Source organism: Streptomyces sp. NPDC046925 (assembly GCF_040644915.1).
Lineage (GTDB): Bacteria > Actinomycetota > Actinomycetes > Streptomycetales > Streptomycetaceae > Streptomyces.
In genome coordinates this window covers 242894-262571 of record NZ_JBEYWZ010000005.1, presented here as the reverse complement: position 1 = coordinate 262571, position 19678 = coordinate 242894, and the positions used below count along the sequence as shown (strand labels likewise).

The 19678-nt window shown below is 68.3% G+C and carries 18 protein-coding genes; 10 read left to right on the top strand and 8 right to left on the bottom strand.

Annotated features, from left to right (window positions below; translation table 11 throughout):
* Positions 1–118: 118 nt before the first annotated feature.
* On the bottom strand, positions 119–1444 hold the full coding sequence (locus ABZ906_RS22650) for a VCBS repeat-containing protein (RefSeq protein ID WP_361385275.1): 1326 nt from the start codon (positions 1442–1444) through the stop codon (positions 119–121).
* Between the two features lie 310 nt (positions 1445–1754).
* Complete coding sequence (locus ABZ906_RS22645) at positions 1755–4040, bottom strand: (Fe-S)-binding protein (protein WP_361190726.1); 2286 nt, start codon at positions 4038–4040, stop codon at positions 1755–1757.
* A 343-nt stretch (positions 4041–4383) separates the two neighbouring features.
* Between ABZ906_RS22645 and dnaK the strand changes: the two genes are divergently transcribed.
* The 5 genes from dnaK to ABZ906_RS22620 all read left to right on the top strand — a co-directional run bounded on the left by dnaK (position 4384) and on the right by ABZ906_RS22620 (position 9339).
* Positions 4384–6258: a molecular chaperone DnaK gene (gene dnaK, locus ABZ906_RS22640; RefSeq protein WP_361190728.1), complete on the top strand. Its 1875-nt coding sequence runs from the start codon at positions 4384–4386 to the stop codon at positions 6256–6258.
* Positions 6255–7010: a nucleotide exchange factor GrpE gene (gene grpE / locus ABZ906_RS22635; RefSeq protein ID WP_361190731.1), complete on the top strand. Its 756-nt coding sequence runs from the start codon at positions 6255–6257 to the stop codon at positions 7008–7010. Before dnaK ends, grpE begins: the two co-directional genes overlap by 4 nt.
* Positions 7011–7051: 41 nt before the next feature.
* On the top strand, positions 7052–8263 hold the full coding sequence (gene dnaJ, locus ABZ906_RS22630) for a molecular chaperone DnaJ (RefSeq protein ID WP_361190734.1): 1212 nt from the start codon (positions 7052–7054) through the stop codon (positions 8261–8263).
* A 1-nt stretch (position 8264) separates the two neighbouring features.
* Positions 8265–8714 carry a helix-turn-helix domain-containing protein gene (locus tag ABZ906_RS22625; RefSeq protein ID WP_361190737.1) on the top strand — a complete coding sequence of 150 codons (450 nt, stop codon included), beginning with the start codon at positions 8265–8267 and terminating at the stop codon, positions 8712–8714.
* 82 nt (positions 8715–8796) lie between these two features.
* Positions 8797–9339: a hypothetical protein gene (locus ABZ906_RS22620; protein WP_361385272.1), complete on the top strand. Its 543-nt coding sequence runs from the start codon at positions 8797–8799 to the stop codon at positions 9337–9339.
* On the opposite strand, the gene ABZ906_RS22615 is transcribed toward ABZ906_RS22620, so the two are convergent.
* Both ABZ906_RS22615 and ABZ906_RS22610 read right to left on the bottom strand, forming a co-directional pair.
* Positions 9336–9533 carry a DUF397 domain-containing protein gene (locus tag ABZ906_RS22615; protein WP_361385269.1) on the bottom strand — a complete coding sequence of 66 codons (198 nt, stop codon included), beginning with the start codon at positions 9531–9533 and terminating at the stop codon, positions 9336–9338. The genes ABZ906_RS22620 and ABZ906_RS22615 overlap by 4 nt on opposite strands.
* A 9-nt stretch (positions 9534–9542) precedes the next feature.
* On the bottom strand, positions 9543–10424 hold the full coding sequence (locus ABZ906_RS22610; RefSeq protein ID WP_361385266.1) for a helix-turn-helix transcriptional regulator: 882 nt from the start codon (positions 10422–10424) through the stop codon (positions 9543–9545).
* Between the two features lie 258 nt (positions 10425–10682).
* Here ABZ906_RS22610 and ABZ906_RS22605 point away from each other — a divergent pair, with 258 nt between their 5' ends.
* Together ABZ906_RS22605 and ABZ906_RS22600 are read left to right on the top strand one after the other, a co-directional pair.
* On the top strand, positions 10683–11150 hold the full coding sequence (locus ABZ906_RS22605) for an ATP-binding protein (protein ID WP_361385263.1): 468 nt from the start codon (positions 10683–10685) through the stop codon (positions 11148–11150).
* A 105-nt stretch (positions 11151–11255) separates the two neighbouring features.
* Positions 11256–11915, top strand: coding sequence for a Uma2 family endonuclease (locus tag ABZ906_RS22600; RefSeq protein ID WP_361385260.1), 660 nt, complete (start codon positions 11256–11258; stop codon positions 11913–11915).
* Between the two features lie 27 nt (positions 11916–11942).
* Here ABZ906_RS22600 and ABZ906_RS22595 read toward each other — a convergent pair whose 3' ends face one another.
* The 3 genes from ABZ906_RS22595 to ABZ906_RS22585 all read right to left on the bottom strand — a co-directional run bounded on the left by ABZ906_RS22595 (position 11943) and on the right by ABZ906_RS22585 (position 14942).
* Complete coding sequence (locus ABZ906_RS22595; RefSeq protein ID WP_361385257.1) at positions 11943–12941, bottom strand: helix-turn-helix transcriptional regulator; 999 nt, start codon at positions 12939–12941, stop codon at positions 11943–11945.
* Positions 12942–13082: 141 nt separating this feature from the next.
* Positions 13083–13934: a helix-turn-helix transcriptional regulator gene (locus tag ABZ906_RS22590; protein ID WP_361385254.1), complete on the bottom strand. Its 852-nt coding sequence runs from the start codon at positions 13932–13934 to the stop codon at positions 13083–13085.
* A gap of 24 nt (positions 13935–13958) precedes the next feature.
* Positions 13959–14942 (bottom strand): helix-turn-helix transcriptional regulator, encoded by a 984-nt coding sequence (locus tag ABZ906_RS22585; RefSeq protein ID WP_361385251.1) that lies wholly within the window; start codon positions 14940–14942, stop codon positions 13959–13961.
* A gap of 310 nt (positions 14943–15252) precedes the next feature.
* Between ABZ906_RS22585 and ABZ906_RS22580 the strand changes: the two genes are divergently transcribed.
* Positions 15253–15621 (top strand): hypothetical protein, encoded by a 369-nt coding sequence (locus ABZ906_RS22580; RefSeq protein ID WP_361190763.1) that lies wholly within the window; start codon positions 15253–15255, stop codon positions 15619–15621.
* Between the two features lie 112 nt (positions 15622–15733).
* On the opposite strand, the gene ABZ906_RS22575 is transcribed toward ABZ906_RS22580, so the two are convergent.
* Positions 15734–16174, bottom strand: a complete 441-nt coding sequence (locus tag ABZ906_RS22575; protein ID WP_361385248.1) for a pyridoxamine 5'-phosphate oxidase family protein — start codon at positions 16172–16174, stop codon at positions 15734–15736.
* A 209-nt stretch (positions 16175–16383) separates the two neighbouring features.
* Here ABZ906_RS22575 and clpB point away from each other — a divergent pair, with 209 nt between their 5' ends.
* On the top strand, positions 16384–19017 hold the full coding sequence (gene clpB / locus ABZ906_RS22570; protein WP_361385245.1) for an ATP-dependent chaperone ClpB: 2634 nt from the start codon (positions 16384–16386) through the stop codon (positions 19015–19017).
* 103 nt (positions 19018–19120) lie between these two features.
* Positions 19121–19660 (top strand): YbjN domain-containing protein, encoded by a 540-nt coding sequence (locus ABZ906_RS22565; protein WP_361190771.1) that lies wholly within the window; start codon positions 19121–19123, stop codon positions 19658–19660.
* Positions 19661–19678 lie beyond the last annotated feature (18 nt).

The following is a 19678-nucleotide window of genomic DNA, read 5'->3' as shown; positions in this document are numbered from 1 at the left end:
TCCGGGGGTGTGACATGCGGGACGTACGAATGGTTGTGCGACGGGGGCGACCAGGTGTCCGCAGGGTGAACGAGGGGCCTCCGCGTCTGGCCCTGTGCCGGCGCGTGCCGGCGCGGAACTACACCCCGTCCCCCAGCGCCAGGAACTCCGCCGTGGAGAAAGTGACCCGGGGCTTGCGCGAGACGAGGTCGCCCTTCCGGCCCGGATACACCCCCACCGTGTCCTTGCCGTCGCCGTCAGACGTCCGCAGGACGAGATCGGCCCGCTTGTCCCCGTCGAAGTCCGCGACGGCGAGCACCTGCGTGGTGCCGTCGGCGGAGGGGTTCACGAGCGCCGACGCGTTCCGGTCGATGCTCGTCGTACGTCCCCTGAAGACCCGCACCTCACCGGTGCCGCCCCCGTCCCCGCTGCTGCCGCCGCTCAGGATCAGCTCGCTCAAGCCGTCGCCGTCGAGGTCGCCGGTGTCCACGGACACGTTCTTCGACTCCATGGCGGCGCGCTGGGTGCCCGGCACGTCGTAGCGCAGGGCGACGCCGTTCGGGCCCGCGATCGCCGCGTCCATGCCCTTGCCCTTGCCGAAGCGCCCGAACGCGGTGTCCGTGCCCGCCGGGAAGAGCACCCCGGTCTCGGCGGGCCCCTTCGGGCCGCCCAGGACGAGGGCGCCCGCGGCGGCGCCGGACGCGTTCGCGGCCTTGCGGACGAGGAGGTCGTCGTAGCCGTCGCGGTCGACGTCCACGGCCTTGCCGGTGACGAGGTCGTTGCCGGGCGCGGCAAGGGGCTTGCCCGCGGCGCGCGGGGCGCCGGTCCGCTTGAACGGGCCGCGCAGGAAGGTCAGACGGGCGCCGCTCGCGTGCAGGACGAGGTCGTTCGCGCCGTCCCCGTCGAAGTCGCCGCACACCGGCTGATCGGACCAGTCGTTGCCGATCCGGGACTGCTTGGGCACCTGCACCTTCACGGCCTTGCCCGCCAGGCCCCCGGGCGAGCCGAAGAGGATCTGCAGCGGCACCGGGGGCTGGCCCTGACCGTCGTACGGCGGGTCGGTGGAGACGAGGAGATCGGTGTACCCGTCCTCGTCGAGGTCGCAGGACGCCTCCGACTCGAAGGACGCGGGCAGCTCGCCCTTGGTCCGGGCCCCGTTCTTCCTTGCGCTCAGCAACTGCCGTGCGCCGGGCCGCAGTCCGCTTCCGGATCCGTACACGACGCCGATGCCCGCGTCGTCGCCTTGGCCGTCGTGCACCAGGTCGTCCAGTACGAGATCGGGGGAGCCGTCACCGTTGAAGTCGTCGTCGACCTTGCTGCCCTTGCCGCTCGGTACGGGCAGCTGTGCCGCGCCCTTGCCCGCCATGCTGACGGGCTTGTGCCGGGCGTCGGGCTTCGCCGCGTCGTCGCTGCCTCCGCACCCGGCGAGCAGCAGCGCGCAGCTGACCACGGCTGCCGTGCCCATGACACCACCGCGCCTCGCGACAGCACCACCGCGCCTCGCGACAGCACCACCGCGCCTCGCGACAGCACCACCGCGCCTCGCTACGACATCTCCGCGCCCCGCGACGACACCGGTACGCCCCGCGTCGACGCCCTCGCGTCTGACGCCACGTATGCCACGTATCCCGGCACTCCGCATGCCCATCACCCGCCCCGACCGCCCCGACTGCCCCGACCGACAACAACCAGCACATGATGCCCCCCTCGCGCGGGACACGAAAGGCCGGTCCCGCCCTCAGGGCGGAACCGGCCTCACGTACTGCGGCTGACCGCTACTTCACCGGCTCGGGCTCCGGCTCGTCCGCGGTCTCGGACTCACCGGCGGGGTCCGCCGGGGTCTTCACGGATTCGAGCAGCAACTGCGCGACGTCCACGACCTGGAGCGACTCCTGCGCCTTGCCGTCGTTCTTCTTGCCGTTGACCGAGTCGGTCAGCATCACCAGGCAGAACGGGCAGGCCGTCGACACGATGTCGGGGTTGAGGCTGAGCGCCTCGTCGACCCGCTCCGTGTTGATGCGCTTGCCGATCCGCTCCTCCATCCACATCCGCGCGCCACCGGCACCGCAGCAGAAGCCGCGCTCCTTGTGGCGGTGCATCTCCTGCTGGCGCAGGCCGGGGACGGCGGTCATGATCTCGCGCGGGGGCGTGTAGATCTTGTTGTGCCGGCCGAGGTAGCACGGGTCGTGGTAGGTGATGAGGCCCTCGACGGGCGTCACCGGGATGAGCTTGCCCTCGTCGATGAGGTGCTGGAGCAGCTGCGTGTGGTGGATGACCTCGTAGTCGCCGCCGAGCTGCGGGTACTCGTTGCCGAGCGTGTTGAGGCAGTGCGGGCAGGTCGCGACGATCTTCTTCGCGGTCTTCGGCTTGGCCGACTCGGGCGTGACCTTGCCGTCGTCGTCGAGCTCCTCGCCGAACGCCATGTTCAGCGCCATCACGTTCTCCTGGCCGAGCTGCTGGAACAGCGGCTCGTTGCCCAGACGGCGTGCGGAGTCACCGGTGCACTTCTCGTCGCCGCCCATGATCGCGAACTTGACGCCCGCCATGTGCAGCAGCTCGGCGAAGGCCTTGGTGGTCTTCTTCGCGCGGTCCTCCAGGGAGCCCGCACAGCCGACCCAGTAGAGGTACTCGACCTCGGTGAGGTCCTCGATGTCCTTGCCGACGACCGGCACCTCGAAGTCGAGCTCCTTGAGCCACTCAAGACGCTGCTTCTTGGCCAGACCCCAGGGGTTGCCCTTCTTCTCCAGGTTCTTGAGCATCGTCCCGGCCTCGGACGGGAACGCGCTCTCGATCATCACCTGGTAGCGGCGCATGTCGACGATGTGGTCGATGTGCTCGATGTCCACCGGGCACTGCTCGACGCAGGCGCCGCAGCTGGTGCAGGACCACAGGACGTCGGGGTCGATGACGCCGTTCTCCTCGGCGGTGCCGATGAGGGGGCGCTCGGCCTCGGCGAGAGCGGCGGCGGGAACGTCCTTGAGCTGCTCCTCGGTCGCCTTCTCGTTGCCCTCCATGTCCTTGCCGCCGCCCGCGAGCAGGTACGGGGCCTTGGCGTGCGCGTGGTCGCGCAGCGACATGATCAGGAGCTTGGGGGAGAGGGGCTTGCCGGTGTTCCAGGCGGGGCACTGCGACTGGCAGCGGCCGCACTCGGTGCACGTACTGAAGTCGAGGAGCCCCTTCCAGGAGAACTGCTCGACCTGGCTGACGCCGAAGACGTCGTCCTCGCCCGGGTCCTCCCAGTCGATCGGCTTGCCGCCGGACATCATCGGCTGGAGCTCGCCGAGGGTCGTGGAGCCGTCCGCCTCGCGCTTGAACCAGATGTTCGGGAAGGCGAGGAAGCGGTGCCAGGCGACGCCCATGTTGGTGTTGAGCGCGACCACGATCATCCAGATGAACGAGGTGGCGATCTTCAGCATCGCGAAGAAGTACGTGAGGTTCTGCAGCGTGGAGAGATCCATGCCGCCGAACCACGAGACGAACGGGTACGAGATGAAGAACGAGGCCTCGTAGCCGTCCACGTGGTGCTGGGCACCCTCAAGGGCGTGCAGCGTGAAGATGCAGACGCCGACGATGAGGATGACGGCCTCGACGAAGTACGCCTGGCCCTTCTTGGAACCCGCGAAACGGGACTTGCGCCCCGGCTTGTTGTCGGGCTTGCTCAGCTGCCGGATGACGATCAGCGTCAGGATGCCGACCACCGTCATGGTGCCGATGAACTCGACGAACATGTTGTACGGGGCCCACTCACCGATGATCGGCAGCATCCAGTCGGCCTTGAAGAGCTGGCCGATGGCGTTGACGATGGTGAGGAGCAGCGAGAAGAAGCCCACCGCCACGAACCAGTGCGCGACGCCGACGACGCCCCAGCGGTTCATGCGGGTGTGGCCGAGGAACTCCCTGGCCACGGTGACGGTGCGCTGTACGGGCTGATCGGTGCGGGTACCTGCGGGGACGGACTGTCCGAGCCGCATGAACTGGTAGATCTGCACGATGGCACGGCCGAACAGCGCGACGCCGACCGCGATTAGGACCAGCGACACGATGATCGCGGCGAGTTGCATTTGGGGGCTCCTCGGGCCTGCGAGGCGAACTATTACTAAGCGGTAACTTATGCAGTCCGTCTGAGACTACCCACTTACTCAGCCGCACTGTAGCCAGCAGGGCGGTGATCTGCGTCGCTCAGGCAACCCTTGGTGTCGCCGCGCCCCGTAAGGGGCGCGGGGAACTGCGCGCCCAGCCCAGACGGACCCGCAGTCGGCAGCCGGTCCCGCAGGTAAAGCCCCTACTTGCGCGTAAGTACGGGATAAGAGTTGAGTCCCCCCGACTCACTTCTGTTGACGCAAGCGCAGCGCTCATGCATCCTTGAGCCAGATCCACTCAAGAGTTACATCTGGAGGAACCGAAATGGCACGTGCGGTCGGCATCGACCTGGGCACGACTAACTCTGTCGTCAGCGTTCTTGAAGGCGGCGAGCCCACCGTCATCACCAACGCCGAGGGCGCCAGGACCACGCCGTCCGTCGTCGCCTTCGCGAAGAACGGCGAGGTGCTGGTCGGCGAGGTAGCCAAGCGCCAGGCAGTCACGAACGTCGACAGGACCATCCGCTCCGTCAAGCGCCACATGGGCACTGACTGGAAGGTGGACATCGACGACAAGGGGTTCAACCCCCAGCAGATCTCCGCGTTCATCCTGCAGAAGCTGAAGCGCGACGCCGAGTCGTACCTGGGCGAGAAGGTGGCCGACGCGGTCATCACCGTCCCGGCGTACTTCAACGACTCGGAGCGCCAGGCGACGAAGGAGGCCGGCGAGATCGCGGGCCTGAACGTCCTGCGCATCGTCAACGAGCCGACGGCCGCCGCCCTGGCGTACGGCCTCGACAAGGACGACCAGACGATCCTCGTCTTCGACCTCGGTGGCGGCACCTTCGACGTGTCCCTCCTGGAGATCGGCGACGGCGTCGTCGAGGTGAAGGCCACGAACGGCGACAACCACCTCGGTGGTGACGACTGGGACCAGCGCGTCGTCGACTACCTGGTCAAGCAGTTCAACAACGGCCACGGCGTGGACCTCTCCAAGGACAAGATGGCGCTCCAGCGCCTGCGCGAGGCGGCCGAGAAGGCCAAGATCGAGCTGTCCTCCTCCACGGAGACCTCGATCAACCTGCCCTACATCACGGCGTCCGCCGAGGGCCCGCTGCACCTGGACGAGAAGCTCACGCGCGCCCAGTTCCAGCAGCTCACGTCCGACCTTCTGGAGCGCTGCAAGACGCCGTTCCACAACGTCATCAAGGACGCGGGCATCCAGCTCTCCGAGATCGACCACGTCGTTCTCGTCGGTGGCTCGACCCGTATGCCCGCCGTCGCCGAGCTCGTCAAGGACCTGACCGGCGGCCAGGACGCCAACAAGGGCGTGAACCCGGACGAGGTCGTCGCCATCGGCGCCGCGCTCCAGGCCGGTGTCCTCAAGGGCGAGGTCAAGGACGTCCTGCTCCTCGACGTCACCCCGCTGTCCCTCGGCATCGAGACCAAGGGAGGGATCATGACCAAGCTCATCGAGCGCAACACCACGATCCCGACCAAGCGCTCCGAGATCTTCACGACGGCCGAGGACAACCAGCCGTCCGTCCAGATCCAGGTCTACCAGGGCGAGCGCGAGATCGCGGCGTACAACAAGAAGCTCGGAATGTTCGAGCTCACGGGCCTGCCGCCGGCCCCGCGCGGTGTCCCGCAGATCGAGGTCGCCTTCGACATCGACGCCAACGGCATCATGCACGTGACCGCGAAGGACCTGGGCACGGGCAAGGAGCAGAAGATGACCGTCACCGGCGGCTCCTCGCTGCCGAAGGACGAGGTCGACCGCATGCGCCAGGAGGCCGAGCAGTACGCGGACGAGGACCACAAGCGCCGCGAGGCCGCCGAGTCCCGCAACCAGGGCGAGCAGCTCGTCTACCAGACGGAGAAGTTCCTCACGGACAACGCGGACAAGGTCCCCGGTGACGTGAAGACCGAGGTCGAGTCGGCCGTCGAAGAGCTGAAGGAGAAGCTCAAGGGCGACGACACGGCGGAGATCCGCACGGCCACCGAGAAGGTCGCCGCCGTCTCCCAGAAGCTGGGCCAGGCCATGTACGCGGACGCGCAGGCCGCCGGCGCCGAGGGCGCTGCCCCGGGTGCCGAGGGCGCCGAGGCCCCGAACATGTCCAAGGACAAGGACGACGACGTGGTCGACGCCGAGATCGTCGACGACGAGAAGCCCGGTGACGCGAAGGGCGGCGCCGCATGACCGAGGAGACTCCGGGCTTCGGTGACAACACCGAGAAGCCTGACGTCCCCTCCGGCGCCACCCCTGATGACGCGGCGTCGCAGGCCGCCGAGCCCTCCACCGAGGAGGGCCCGGCGGCCCCGGCCGGGGACGCAAGCAAGACATCTGCCCAGTCGGGTCAGTCGGCCCAGTCGGGTCAGTCCGACCGGTCCGCCCAGGACGTCGGTCTGATCGCCCAGCTGGACCAGGTGCGCACGGCGCTCGGCGAGCGCACGGCGGACCTCCAGCGGCTCCAGGCGGAGTATCAGAACTACCGCCGTCGTGTGGAGCGGGACAAGGTCACCGTCAAGGAGATCGCCGCGGCGAACCTCCTGGGCGAGCTCCTCCCGAGCCTCGACGACATCGGCCGCGCCCGGGAACACGGCGAGCTGGTCGGCGGGTTCAAGTCGGTGGCGGAGTCCATCGAGACGGTCGTCGCCAAGATGGGCCTCCAGCAGTTCGGCAAGGAGGGCGAGCCCTTCGACCCGACGATCCACGAGGCCCTGATGCACTCGTACGCCCCGGACGTCACGGAGACGACCTGCGTCGCGATCCTCCAGCCTGGGTATCGCATCGGCGAGCGCACCATCCGCCCCGCGCGGGTGGCCGTCGCCGAGCCGCAGCCGGGTGCGCAGACGGTCAAGAGCACCGCCGAGGACACCGAGGCCGCTGCTGCCAAGGACTCCGCCGAGCCGGCGGAGGACAAGGAGACCGGTGGCCCGGACGAGGGCTGACGTGACGGAGTTGTTGTGAAGCGAGAGGAGGGACGTCGAGGGTGAGCACCAAGGACTTCATCGAGAAGGACTACTACAAGGTCCTCGGCGTCCCCAAGGACGCCACCGAAGCCGAGATCAAGAAGGCGTACCGGAAACTCGCCCGCGAGAACCACCCGGACGCCAACAAGGGCAACACCAAGGCGGAAGAGCGCTTCAAGGAGATCTCCGAGGCGAACGACGTCCTCGGCGACCCCAAGAAGCGCAAGGAGTACGACGAAGCGCGTGCTCTCTTCGGCAACGGCGGCTTCAGGGCCGGTCCCTCGGGCGCGGGCGGCGGCGGTTCGTTCAACTTCGACCTGGGCGACCTCTTCGGAGGCGGCGCCCCGGGCGGTGGTGGAGCGGGCAGTGCCGGTGCCGGCGGTTTCGGGGGCGGTCTGGGTGACGTCTTCGGGGGCCTGTTCAACCGAGGCGGCACGGGAGCGGGCGGCGCGGGCACGCGTACGCAGCCCCGGCGCGGCCAGGACATCGAGTCCGAGGTCACGCTGAGCTTCACGGAGGCGGTGGACGGGGCCACGGTCCCGCTCCGGATGTCCTCCCAGGCTCCCTGCAAGGCCTGTTCCGGCACCGGCGACAAGAACGGCACGCCCCGCGTGTGCCCGACCTGCGTCGGCACGGGCCAGGTCTCGCGGGGAGGCGGCGGCGGATTCTCGCTGACCGACCCCTGCGTGGACTGCAAGGGCCGCGGGCTCATCGCCCAGGACCCCTGCGAGGTCTGCAAGGGCTCGGGCAGGGCGAAGTCGTCCCGCACGATGCAGGTGCGGATTCCGGCGGGCGTCTCGGACGGCCAGCGGATCCGGCTGCGCGGTAAGGGCGGTCCCGGTGAACGGGGCGGTCCGGCTGGCGACCTGTACGTGGTCGTGCACGTCGACGCCCACAAGGTCTTCGGTCGCAAGGGCGACAACCTGACGGTGACGGTTCCGGTGACGTTCGCGGAAGCGGCACTGGGCGGCGAGGTCAAGGTGCCCACACTGGGCGGCCCGGCCGTGACGCTGAAGGTGCCTGCGGGCACTCCCAACGGCCGTACGATGCGGGCGCGGGGCAAGGGCGCGGTCCGCAAGGACGGTTCGCGGGGCGATCTGCTGGTGACGGTGGAGGTGTCGGTTCCGACATCGCTCTCCGAATCGGCGAAGGAAGCCCTGGAGTCCTACCGCAAGGCGACTGCGGACGACGATCCGCGGGCAGAACTGTTCCAGGCCGCGAAGGGAGCATGAGATGGACGGCCGTCGTCGAAATCCGTACCAACTGACCGACGAGACGCCGGTCTACGTCATCTCGGTGGCCGCCCAGCTGAGCGGCCTCCACCCGCAGACCCTGCGCCAGTACGACCGCCTCGGTCTGGTCTCGCCGGACCGCACGGCGGGCCGCGGCCGGCGCTATTCGGCCCGCGACATCGACCTGCTGCGCACGGTGCAGCAGTTGTCGCAGGAAGAGGGCATCAACCTCGCCGGCATCAAGCGCATCATCGAGCTGGAGAACCAGGTCGCCGCGCTGCAGGCAAGGGTGGTCGAACTCTCCAGCGCCGTGGAGGGCGCGGCCGCCGCGATGCAGCAGCGCGAGGCGGCGGTCCACGCGTCGTACCGCCGTGACCTCGTCCCGTACCAGGACGTGCAGCAGGCGAGCGCGCTGGTGGTGTGGCGTCCGAAGAGGACGTCGGAGCAGTAGCTCTTGGGGCAGTGGCTCTTAAGTAATGTGAGTAGGGGCCGAGAAGCGCACGCCGCTTCTCGGCCCCTACTCACATTCTTTTGTGCTGCACATCGGGGGAGTTGAGCTGCGGATGGCCATGGTGGGCCTGTTCTGGATCGCCGAGGGCGACGTGTACGTGGGCGCGAAGCCGTCCGGTCTGGCGGCGGGGGTGCGGTTGACGCAGGAGGGCGTGGTGGCCCTTGGCGACAAGCAGGCGGCTCTGTGGCCCTGGGAGGACGTGCGTGCACTGACGGCGGAGGACGTCCCGCTCAGGTCCCTGAAGCGCCATGTGGGCGTCCTGGTGGACGCGGTGCTCGCGCTGGGCCTGGGCGGCGGCGACGAGGCCCCGACGATGACACTGCGGGTCACGGACGCCGAGGGCGACACGGACCTGACGGTGTACACGGCAGCGGCAACGGGCTACTCCGAGACGGAACACGACCTCTCCCTAGCCCTCCTGACCCGCCTGACGGAGGGCGCGGGCACCCTGTGGACCACGCTGGCGGCGATGGCGGAGTGGGGCCGCGCCCACGAGGGCGGGTCACCGGGGGCGGCCAAGCGGGAGGAGCTGCTACGCCGCTGGACCGAGCACGCCGACGCCTAGGCTCGCCGGGGGCGTGCAGTCGGGGAGAGGGACTTCAGGAGGGCGGCGAGGGGGCCGGGGGCGGTGCTCAGGACGGTGTCCGGGGCGTCGCTTTCGCGGAGGCGGATGGTGCCGTCGGGGGCGGTGGCTATGTAGAGGCATTCGCCCTCGGGGCCACCGCTGAACGACGACTTCTGCCAATGCAACTCAGGCACCGTGGCCTCCTAAAGGGTGTAGAGCAGGTGTTGGATGAGGCCCAGCGAGTCCTTCACTGAGTGTGCTTCGGGGGCCAACGATACGTCGATGGGGGCGAGGGCGTTTTCGGCCAGCCGCTCGAACAGCGAGCTGTACAAGGTCAGTTGGTCGCGATCACCGAGGTAGTGAGGGCCAGTGGCTTGCTCCAGGATGAGAGTGGACAACTGCGGCACCTTGGGAGTGACGTGCACGAAGTTGCCGCTCAAGGCCGCGTACGCCTGCGCGCTGAACGGATAGACCTGGATGGTCACGTTGGGCAGGCGAGACAGCTCGATGAGCCTCAGTAGCTGCGCACGAACTACCTCGGTGCCACCGAACCGCATGTGCAGGGCAGCCTCGTGGATCACGGCGTGGACGGTTGGCGGGTCCTCGCTGGTGAGGATGTGCTGCCGCTCCATCCGGAAGTCCAGGGCGCCCTCGATGCTTTCGAAGCCCAGCTTGGGACTGGCGAAGATGGCCTGCGCGTACTCAGGTGTCTGGAACAAGCCGGGAATGAACAGTGACTGGTGCGTCCGCAGCTCTACGGCGCTGGCTTCCAGTTCCGCCAAGTTGAGCGAGACCTGCCGCATGCGTTTCTTGTAGGCGCTCCACCAGCCTTTGCCCGTGGACTCGGACAGCTCCACCAGGGCGTTAATGTACGCCCCATCTGTGCAGCCATATACGGCGGTGAGTTCGCGGAGCCGCTCCGTCAGGATGGTCGTCTTCGCGGTCTCGATCTGACTCAGCTGGCCTCTGCCCATGCCGACCTGCGCGGCAGCCTCGCCAGCAGTGAAACCTGCCTGTTCGCGCAGTTGTTTGAGCTCGGCGCCGAGCCGTCGCTGCCGTTCGCTGATGATGGTGCGCAGTCCCACGGGTGTCTCCTTGATGGCGTTCCCAAAGTCTGCCTCGATCGGGGGAGTTGGTCCATCAAAGACCCCGATTAGGTTGTCAATTGACGCCTCATGCTCCTACTCTAAGTGTCGCACCAGTTACTCACTGGAACCGTCCAACTCCCCCTGCCCACAAGCCGAAAGGCACCCACCGCGCCGCCCAAGTGCGCGTGGGCAACGCCATCGCCCGGCAAGGGGCGTGCGCCACTTCCCCCACCCCTCCCGACGGGAGCAACCGTCATGCCCTCAGACCGCCCCCGCATCGCCCACCGACACGCCCAACTGGTTTACGACTACAGCCTGTTCACGCCGGGCGACGCGACCGCTCCCAAGGTCGGCAGAGACTTCGTACGCACCGTCCTGCGCACCTTGGACAGAGAGCCCCTGGTCATGCCGGCGACCCTCTGCACCTCGGAACTCATCACGAACGTGCACCTGCACACCAAGGGCTCCGCGATGCTCCGCATCCTGCTGACCCTCACCCGCCTACGGGTAACGGTCTTCGACGAGAGCCCGGACCCGCCGGTCGTGGCGCACCCCGCCGCAGGGGTGGCCGCCTGCTGGGGACGAGGGCTGGCCCTCGTCGCGGAACTGGCCGACACGTGGGGCGTCGCGGAGGACAGGGCGGGGCGGTACGCGAAGGGGGTCTGGTTCGAACTGGGAGAGGCCGTGCCCGGAGGACCGATTCGCCCTCACCGCATCGGGTGAGCGGGACGCCGTTTCCCCTGGTCGGCCCCATGTACGTACCTACGGTGATCGCGTTGCTTGTGCCGCAAGGACGCCAAGCCCACGCTGGCAAGGAGGTGCGCCACCATGACCGCTCTTGCTGCTGGGAGGCCCAGGATCATGCCTGAGACCCGGACTGACTCTGTCCCGTCCGCGACCGGTCTGTCCGAGGACATCGAGGTGCTGTGGCAGGCATGGAAGGCGATGGAACTCCCCGAGGGCTACCGCGCTGAGATTATCGAGACAGCCATCGAGGTGTCGCCGACCGGGCGCTATGCACAGACCGAGACGATCAATTTGCTCCGGGACGAACTGGTGATGTTCCTACGCGGCGGAGACTTCGTCGTGCGCAACGACGGAAACGTCATCCATGAAGGGCAGGTATGGATTCCTGACCTCTATGTCTGCCCGAAGGACAGGGAGCGGTACCTGACCGACGACGGCCTGGGAGTCACCGCCGCGGCCGTCCGCCTCGTAGTCGAGGTCGTTTCTCCAGGGCAGCGCAACCAGGACCGGGACCGGGTGAAGAAGCGCCGCGAATACGCCCGCGCGGAGATCCCCGTATACGTGATCATCGACGACTACGACGGCGAAGGCACCGTCACCGTCCTGACCGAACCGCAGCCGGAGAACGCGGACTGGGTAGGCGTCCACCGGGTCCCGTACGGAACCGAGGTCGCGATCCCCGAAGGTCCCGCCAAGGGCTTCACGATCGGTGAGGCGATCACGGGGGCGCGGCGCGGGTAGCTAGCACTGCTCCGCTCGTCGGTGGAGTCAGCGGCCACTTTCCCCGGAATCCGGCGCGTTCGCTTCCAGAATTCCGGACTGTCCAATCAGATAGCCGAGTTGGGCCCTGCCTTCGCTGCCGAGGGCTTCGGCGAGTGCGGCTATGTGGACGCGTGCGGTGCGGATGTTCATGCCGAGGCGGTTGGCGATGTCGGCGTCGGTCAGGCCATCGGTGAGCAGGGTGGCGATGGCGCGTTGGCGGGGGGTGACACCGTCCTTCGGGAGGCGGTGTGCGGCGGCCGGGTGCAGCGGCGTGGCCAAGTGCCACAGGCGTTCGAACGTCGTGACGAGGAAGTCGACCACGGCGGGGTTGCGGAGTTCGAGTGCCACGGCGTCGGTGCGGTGGGCGGGGATGAACGCCACCGTACGGTCCAGGATGACCAGGTGGTCGCCGACGTCGTCGAGGGTGCGGATCTCGATGTCGCCGTTGAACTGCTCGTAGTGGGCTGGGGCGGGCAGCGGGTGACGTGTCGGGGGCAGGCAGAGGCTGCGGAGTCGGCAGCCCCGAATCAGCATGGACTGTTGGCCGGCCGGTGAGGTGGGCGGAAGTGCGGGTGTGCGGTCGCTGCCCGGTCGCACCGTCAGCATTTCCTCCGTGGCGTCGGCCATCGCCCGGCTGACGGCGTCGGTGATACGGGGAAGGCCATCCAGGACGGTGATTGCGGAGGTGTCGGAGTGCGGCGCTTGGTGGTTGCCGAGAGCCGCCAGCGGCTCGAAGGCCCTGGCCAGCCGCGCCTCGTGGTCGCGTTCCTCGGCGATGGTCTTCTCGATGCCGTCCAGGAGCCGTGGCAGGGCGACGGCGGGCGCGGTGGCGCGCAGCCACCTCACGTCGTCGATGTCGGGGTGGAGGAGCCCGTGGTCGATCAGGCAGGGGGCCGGGTCGGCGTCGTGGCGGGGGATGCGCCCGTCGAGCAGGGCGCGCTCATAGACGGCAGCGCCCGCGTCGCAGAGTGTGTCGGCGCCGTGGGCGATGTGGTGTCCGGCCATCTCGTCGTCCCTCCGGCTGTCAGTTCTGGCGCCTCAGGATGCCCGACCGGCCTATGAGGTAACCGAGCTGGGCCCGGCTGCTGCTGCCGAGCACGGAGGAGAGTTTGGCGATGTGCACGCGGGCCGTGCGGACGTTCATGCCTAGCCGAAGCGCGATCTCCGAGTCCGTGAGGCCGTCCACCAGGAGGTGTGCGATGGCTTGCTGACGGGTCGTGATGCCATTGCTCGACGGCAGTTCCTCTGCGTGCGGATACATCGGCGTGGCCAGGCTCCAGAGGCTCTCGAAGGCTGCGGCGAGGTGCTCGACGAGGCGGGGAGGCGGATCTCCAGGGCGACGCTGCGATCCTTGCTGGCCGGTATGAAGGCGACCACGCGGTCGAATACGAAGAGGCGGTCGGTGACTTCGTCGAGCGTGCGGACCTCGGTGTTGCCCTGGAGCTGATCGTGGTAACCGAACACGGACAGCGAGTGGCGTGAGGTGTGCTGGTACAGCGTGCGCATGCGGCCCCCTCGGGAGAGGGCGCCTCGCGCGTCGGGCAGCGATTTGGCGAGTATCTCGGGCGGCCGGTAGCCGCCGGGCTGGATGGAAAGGAGTTCCTTGCTGGAGTCGGCCAGCGCCCGTGCCACCGCTTTCTGGATGACGGGCAGTCCGTTGAGGACGGTGATGGCGGAGGGGCCGGCGGGGGCGGCATGGCGGGGGGCGAGAGCCATGAGCGACTCGAACGTCGTGGCCAGGCTCGCCCCGCGACTCCGGTGCTGTGCGATGCGGTGCCCGACGGTTTCGAGCAGCCGGGAGAGGGCGACCGCGGGCGCAGTGGGCCGCAGCCATGCCGGATCGTCGGCGTCGGCCCGCAGGAGCCCGAAGCGGGCAAGGCAGGGCGCCGCTTCGGCTGCCTCGCTGCGGATGCGCCCCTCGGCCAGAGCACGTTCGTATAGGGCGGTGCCCGCCGTGCACAGTTCGTCGGCTCCGTGCGCATGGGACTGCGTGGTCATGTTCCGCTCGCTCCCCGACCGGATTCAGTGACTCTTGTCCAGAATTCCGGACTGGGCGATCAGGTAACCGAGTTGAGCGCGGCTGCCGCTGCCCAGGGCCGCGGCGATCTTGGCGATGTGCGCGCGGCAGGTGCGGACGTTCATACCGAGGCGGCGGGCGATGGCCTCGTCCACGTGGCCTTCGATGAGGAGCTTGGCAATGGTGCGCTGTACACCGGTGATGCCATCGGTGGAGGGAGCGTAGGGGGCCTCTTCGACCAGGGGAGTGGCACGACGCCAGAGTTGCTCGAAGACCTTGGCCAGGTACTCGACCATGGCGGGGTGGCGTAGCTCCAGGGCGACATGGCGGTCGTCGCGGGCGGGTATGAGCGCCACACTGCGATCGAAGATCATCAGCCGGTCGATCAGCTCTTCCAGGGTCCTGATCTCCACGTTTCCCTGGGCCATGTGTGCCGCGTAGGCGAGAGTTCCCTGACTGTGCCTGGCCGTGTGCTGGTAGAGGGTGCGCATCGTGATGCCGCGGTCGAGGACCGCCTGGCCGCGCTTTATCGCCACGTTGAGAAGGTTCTCGCTCCGGCCGCCTCCGGGTTGGACGGTGAGAACCTCAGTACGGCACTCCGCTGTGGCACGCTCGATGACCTCGTTGATGCGGGCGTCGCCTTCCAGCACGGTGATCGCATGCGTGGAGGGTTCCGTCCGGGCAGTGATCGCCATGAATGGCTCGAATACGTCGGTCAACTCGACGGCGACTCTGCGGCGCTCCTGGATCTCCCGTTCGAGAGGGTGGAGGCGCTGGGAAAGGGCGGCGGACGGGGAAACCGGGCGGAGCCAGTTCGCGTCGTCCGGATCAGGGTGCAGAAGAGCGAAGTCCAGTAGGCAGGGTGCGTTCTCAGCCTTGGAGCGCGGCAGGCGGCCGTCGCTCAGTGCGAGGGCGTACAACCTGGAACCTTCGTCACAAAGAGGGGTTGCGGGGTGAGGATGTGTCGTTTTCGCGCCCGATGTCACCAAATCTCCACCCCCCAGGGTCCTGAACGTGCAAGAACATGATGCATCGTCTCTGTGGCTTTGACGTGCTCGATTGAGACATCGTCTTGTTGAGCCGGGGGAGAGGAACCTACCAAGTGAGGACGAAGCCGACCATGTTTAAGCGCATGCTTCGCTCGGTGCTTGTCACCACCTTCTCCGCAGGGCTGGTCATGGGCATGGCGAACAGTCTTGATCTCGCCTGGGGAAGTCACCCGCACAGCACGGGCACGAGTGCCGTCTCGGCCCTCCCGGGCGACCTCGCATGGGGCGTCGCCCCGGCGGGAGCAGGCGCATGAGTACTCCCCCGGACGACCGCACCTTCCGCCGAGAAATGGCCACCGCCTACCGCTCCGGTTGGCACTTCATCGATCTCGCCACCGCGATACCCCACGCAGGCGACTCGCTGATGGTCACGCTTCTCGGTGAGCCGGTGGTCGTCACCCGTGACGAAGAGGAGGAGATCCGGGCCTACCGGTGCCTCCGCAAGCCGCGAGGCGCCCCGCAGCCCGTGCGGTGTGCCATTCGGTACGGGATGGTCTTCGTTAATCTCGACCGTCGTGACCACCAGCTCGTCGGAGACCCCGGCCGGCCCGGTGAGAAGCAGGAACAGCAGAGCCAGAGCACTACAAGAGCCATCACAGCCACCCCCCGCAGCGCCTGACGCGATCCCCCGTCGTTGTACATCGCGCAGGTGCTTCCCCCAGCAGCGGCGCCACCGTGGACCTGAACACGGTGGCGCCGCTGTGGTGTGTGCGGGGAACGGCGAGGTGTCGCTATGCCTCGCCCGGCTTCAGCCCACGTGAGCCCATCGCCCGCGTCAGCGCGATCTCGATGACCGCCCTGTTCGGATTCACCCTCGGCGGCTTCCCGTACCGCTCCTCGTAGCGCCGCTCGCCCTCCGCGACCTCGGCCGCCTCTGTGCGTACGCGCGCGATCCCCTCCAGCGTCGCCCAGCGCGGCCCGTCGACCTGGCAGACCGCCACCCGCGCCCCGGCCGCCCCGTCGCCCGCCTCCGTCGCCGCGAGTACGTTCCTGACCTTCGTGCTCGACCTGCTCGCGAGCACGCGGGCCACACCCGCCTCCGGGTCGTACGTCACGCAGACCGGCACGACGTGCGGGGTGCCGTCGGGGCGCGGTGTCGTCAGCGTGCACAGATGCCGTTCACGCCAGAAGCTGAGGTAGGCGGGTGTGGGGTGGTGTGGGTCGATGGCCATGCAGGGAACTTAACCGGCCGCCGGACGAGATCTCCCTCCGGCCGCCCGACGAGATCTCCCTCCGGCCGCCGGACGTGACCCCCCCCTCCGCACCCACCTCTACCTTCCTTGAGTGGAATAGACTCAACTTTATGTACGCTGTTTAAAGCAGGTGGGCCGGGTCACCCGAGCCACCGGGTCATACGGATCGCAAGGAGGAGACGACTCACGTGGACGCCGAGCTGACCAACAGGAGCCGGGACGCGATCAACGCGGCCAGCAACCGGGCCGTACAGGAAGGCCATGCCGACCTGACCCCCGCGCATCTGCTGCTCGCCCTGCTGGAGGGGCAGGACAACGAGAACATCACCGACCTGCTCGCCGCGGTCGAGGCCGACCAGGCCGCCGTCCGCGCCGACGCCGAGCGGGCACTGGGCAGCCTGCCCAGCGTCACGGGTTCCACCGTCGCGCCGCCGCAGCCCAACCGCGATCTGCTCGCGGTCATCGCCGACGCCTCGCAGCGCGCGAAGGAGCTGGGCGATGATTACCTCTCCACCGAGCATCTGCTGATCGGCATCGCAGCGAAGGGCGGCGCCGCGGGCGAGGTCCTGGGCAAGAACGGGGCCAGCGCCAAGAAGCTGCTCGACGCGTTCGAGAAGGCAAGGGGAGGACGCCGGGTGACCACACCGGACCCGGAGGGCCAGTACAAGGCCCTGGAGAAGTTCGGGACTGACTTCACCGCCGCCGCCAGGGACGGAAAGCTTGATCCCGTCATCGGGCGTGATCAGGAGATCCGGCGCGTGGTGCAGGTCCTGTCCCGGCGCACGAAGAACAACCCCGTCCTCATCGGCGAACCCGGCGTCGGCAAGACCGCCGTCGTCGAAGGGCTCGCCCAGCGCATCGTGAAGGGCGACGTCCCCGAGTCTCTCAAGAACAAGCGGCTCGTCTCGCTGGACCTGGGTGCCATGGTCGCGGGTGCGAAGTACCGCGGCGAGTTCGAGGAGCGCCTCAAGACCGTCCTCTCCGAGATCAAGGAGAGCGACGGGCAGATCATCACTTTCATCGATGAGTTGCACACCGTCGTCGGAGCGGGGGCCGGGGGCGACTCCGCCATGGACGCCGGCAACATGCTCAAGCCCATGCTTGCCCGCGGTGAGCTGCGGATGGTCGGCGCGACCACCCTCGACGAGTACCGCGAGCGGATCGAGAAGGACCCGGCCCTGGAGCGGCGCTTCCAGCAGGTCCTGGTCGACGAGCCCACCGTCGAGGACTCCATCGCGATCCTCCGCGGGCTCAAGGGGCGCTACGAGGCCCATCACAAGGTCCAGATCGCCGACAGCGCGCTCGTCGCCGCCGCCGCGCTCTCCGACCGGTACATCACCTCGCGTTTCCTGCCCGACAAGGCCATCGACCTCGTCGACGAGGCCGCGTCGCGGCTGCGGATGGAGATCGACTCGTCCCCCCTGGAGATCGACGAGCTCCAGCGCTCCGTCGACCGCCTCAAGATGGAGGAGCTGGCTCTCAGCAAGGAGACCGACCCGGCGAGCAAGGAGCGCCTGGAGCGGCTGCGGCGCGACCTCGCCGACAAGGAGGAGGAGCTGCGCGGGCTCAACGCCCGCTGGGAGAAGGAGAAGCAGTCCCTCAACCGCGTCGGTGAGCTGAAGGAGAAGCTCGACGAGCTGCGCGGCCAGGCCGAGCGCGCCCAGCGCGACGGCGACTTCGACACCGCGAGCAAGCTGCTCTACGGCGAGATCCCCACGCTCGAACACGACCTGGAGGTCGCTTCCGAGGCCGAGGAGGAGGTCTCCAAGGACACCATGGTCAAGGAGGAGGTCGGCCCCGACGACATCGCCGACGTGGTCGGAGCCTGGACCGGCATCCCCGCCGGGCGCCTCCTGGAGGGCGAGACGCAGAAGCTGCTCCGTATGGAGGAGGAGCTGGGCAAGCGCCTCATCGGCCAGACCGAGGCCGTGCAGGCGGTGTCGGACGCGGTGCGCCGCACGCGCGCCGGGATCGCCGACCCCGACCGGCCCACCGGGTCCTTCCTGTTCCTCGGCCCGACCGGCGTCGGCAAGACCGAGCTGGCGAAGGCCCTCGCGGACTTCCTCTTCGACGACGAGCGCGCCATGGTCCGCATCGACATGAGCGAGTACGGCGAGAAGCACAGCGTGTCCCGCCTCGTCGGCGCCCCGCCCGGCTACGTCGGGTACGAGGAGGGCGGTCAGCTCACCGAGGCCGTGCGCAGGCGCCCGTACAGCGTGGTGCTGCTCGACGAGGTCGAGAAGGCGCACCCGGAGGTCTTCGACGTACTGCTCCAGGTGCTCGACGACGGGCGTCTCACCGACGGGCAGGGGCGGACGGTGGACTTCCGCAACACCATCCTCGTCCTGACCTCCAACCTCGGCAGTCAGTACCTCGTCGAGCCGACGACCTCGCCGGAGGAGAAGAAGCAGCAGGTCCTGGACGTCGTACGGGCGTCCTTCAAGCCGGAGTTCCTGAACCGGCTCGACGACCTCGTGGTCTTCTCCGCGCTCGACAAGGACGAGCTCGCGCACATCGCCAAGCTGCAGATCGACCGCCTGGCGAAGAGGCTCTCCGAGCGGCGGCTCACGCTGGACGTCTCCCCGGAGGCGCTTGCCTGGCTGGCGGACGAGGGCAACGACCCGGCGTACGGCGCCCGGCCGCTGCGCCGCCTCATCCAGACGTCCATCGGCGACCGCCTCGCCAAGGAGATCCTCTCGGGAGAGGTGAAGGACGGGGACACGGTGCGCGTGGACACCTTCGGGGACGATCTGATCGTCGGTCCGGCGGCCGGAAACACCACGGGAAATACCGCGGGAAATGCCACCGGAAAGACCCTGTGAGGGGCTTCGGGACGGCATAACCCGGTCACATCGGGGGCGGGGGTTGCGGGCCCCCGCCCGACATGGGGCAGGATGGCGGAATCCGTACGAAGGGACTAAGCACGTGAGCATCGACCCGTCCTCGATTCCGAATTTCGGGGGACAGCCCGAACCGCAGCAGGGCGATGGACCGGCGGGCCCCGTTGTCCCCGACCAGGACCTGGTCAAGCAGCTCCTGGACCAGATGGAGCTCAAGCACGTCGTCGACGACGAGGGTGACCTCGCGGCGCCGTGGGAGGAGTTCCGTACGTACTTCATGTTCCGCGGCGAGGGAGACCAGCAGGTCTTCTCGGTGCGGACGTTCTACGACCGTGCGCACGGCATCGAGGAGAAGCAGCAGCTCCTCGAGGCGATCGACGACTGGAACCGCCGCACCCTGTGGCCGAAGGTCTACACGCACACCCACGACGACGGCACCGTCCGCCTCATCGGCGAGGCGCAGATGCTGATCGGCACGGGTGTCTCCCTGGAGCACTTCGTGTCGTCGACGGTCAGCTGGGTGCGGGCCGCGATCGAGTTCGACAAGTGGCTCGTCGAGCAGCTCGGCCTTGAGGCCGAGGTCGACGGCACCGAGGGCGAAGACAAGCCCGGCGACCAGGCCTAGTCACCGCACGACTGGTCA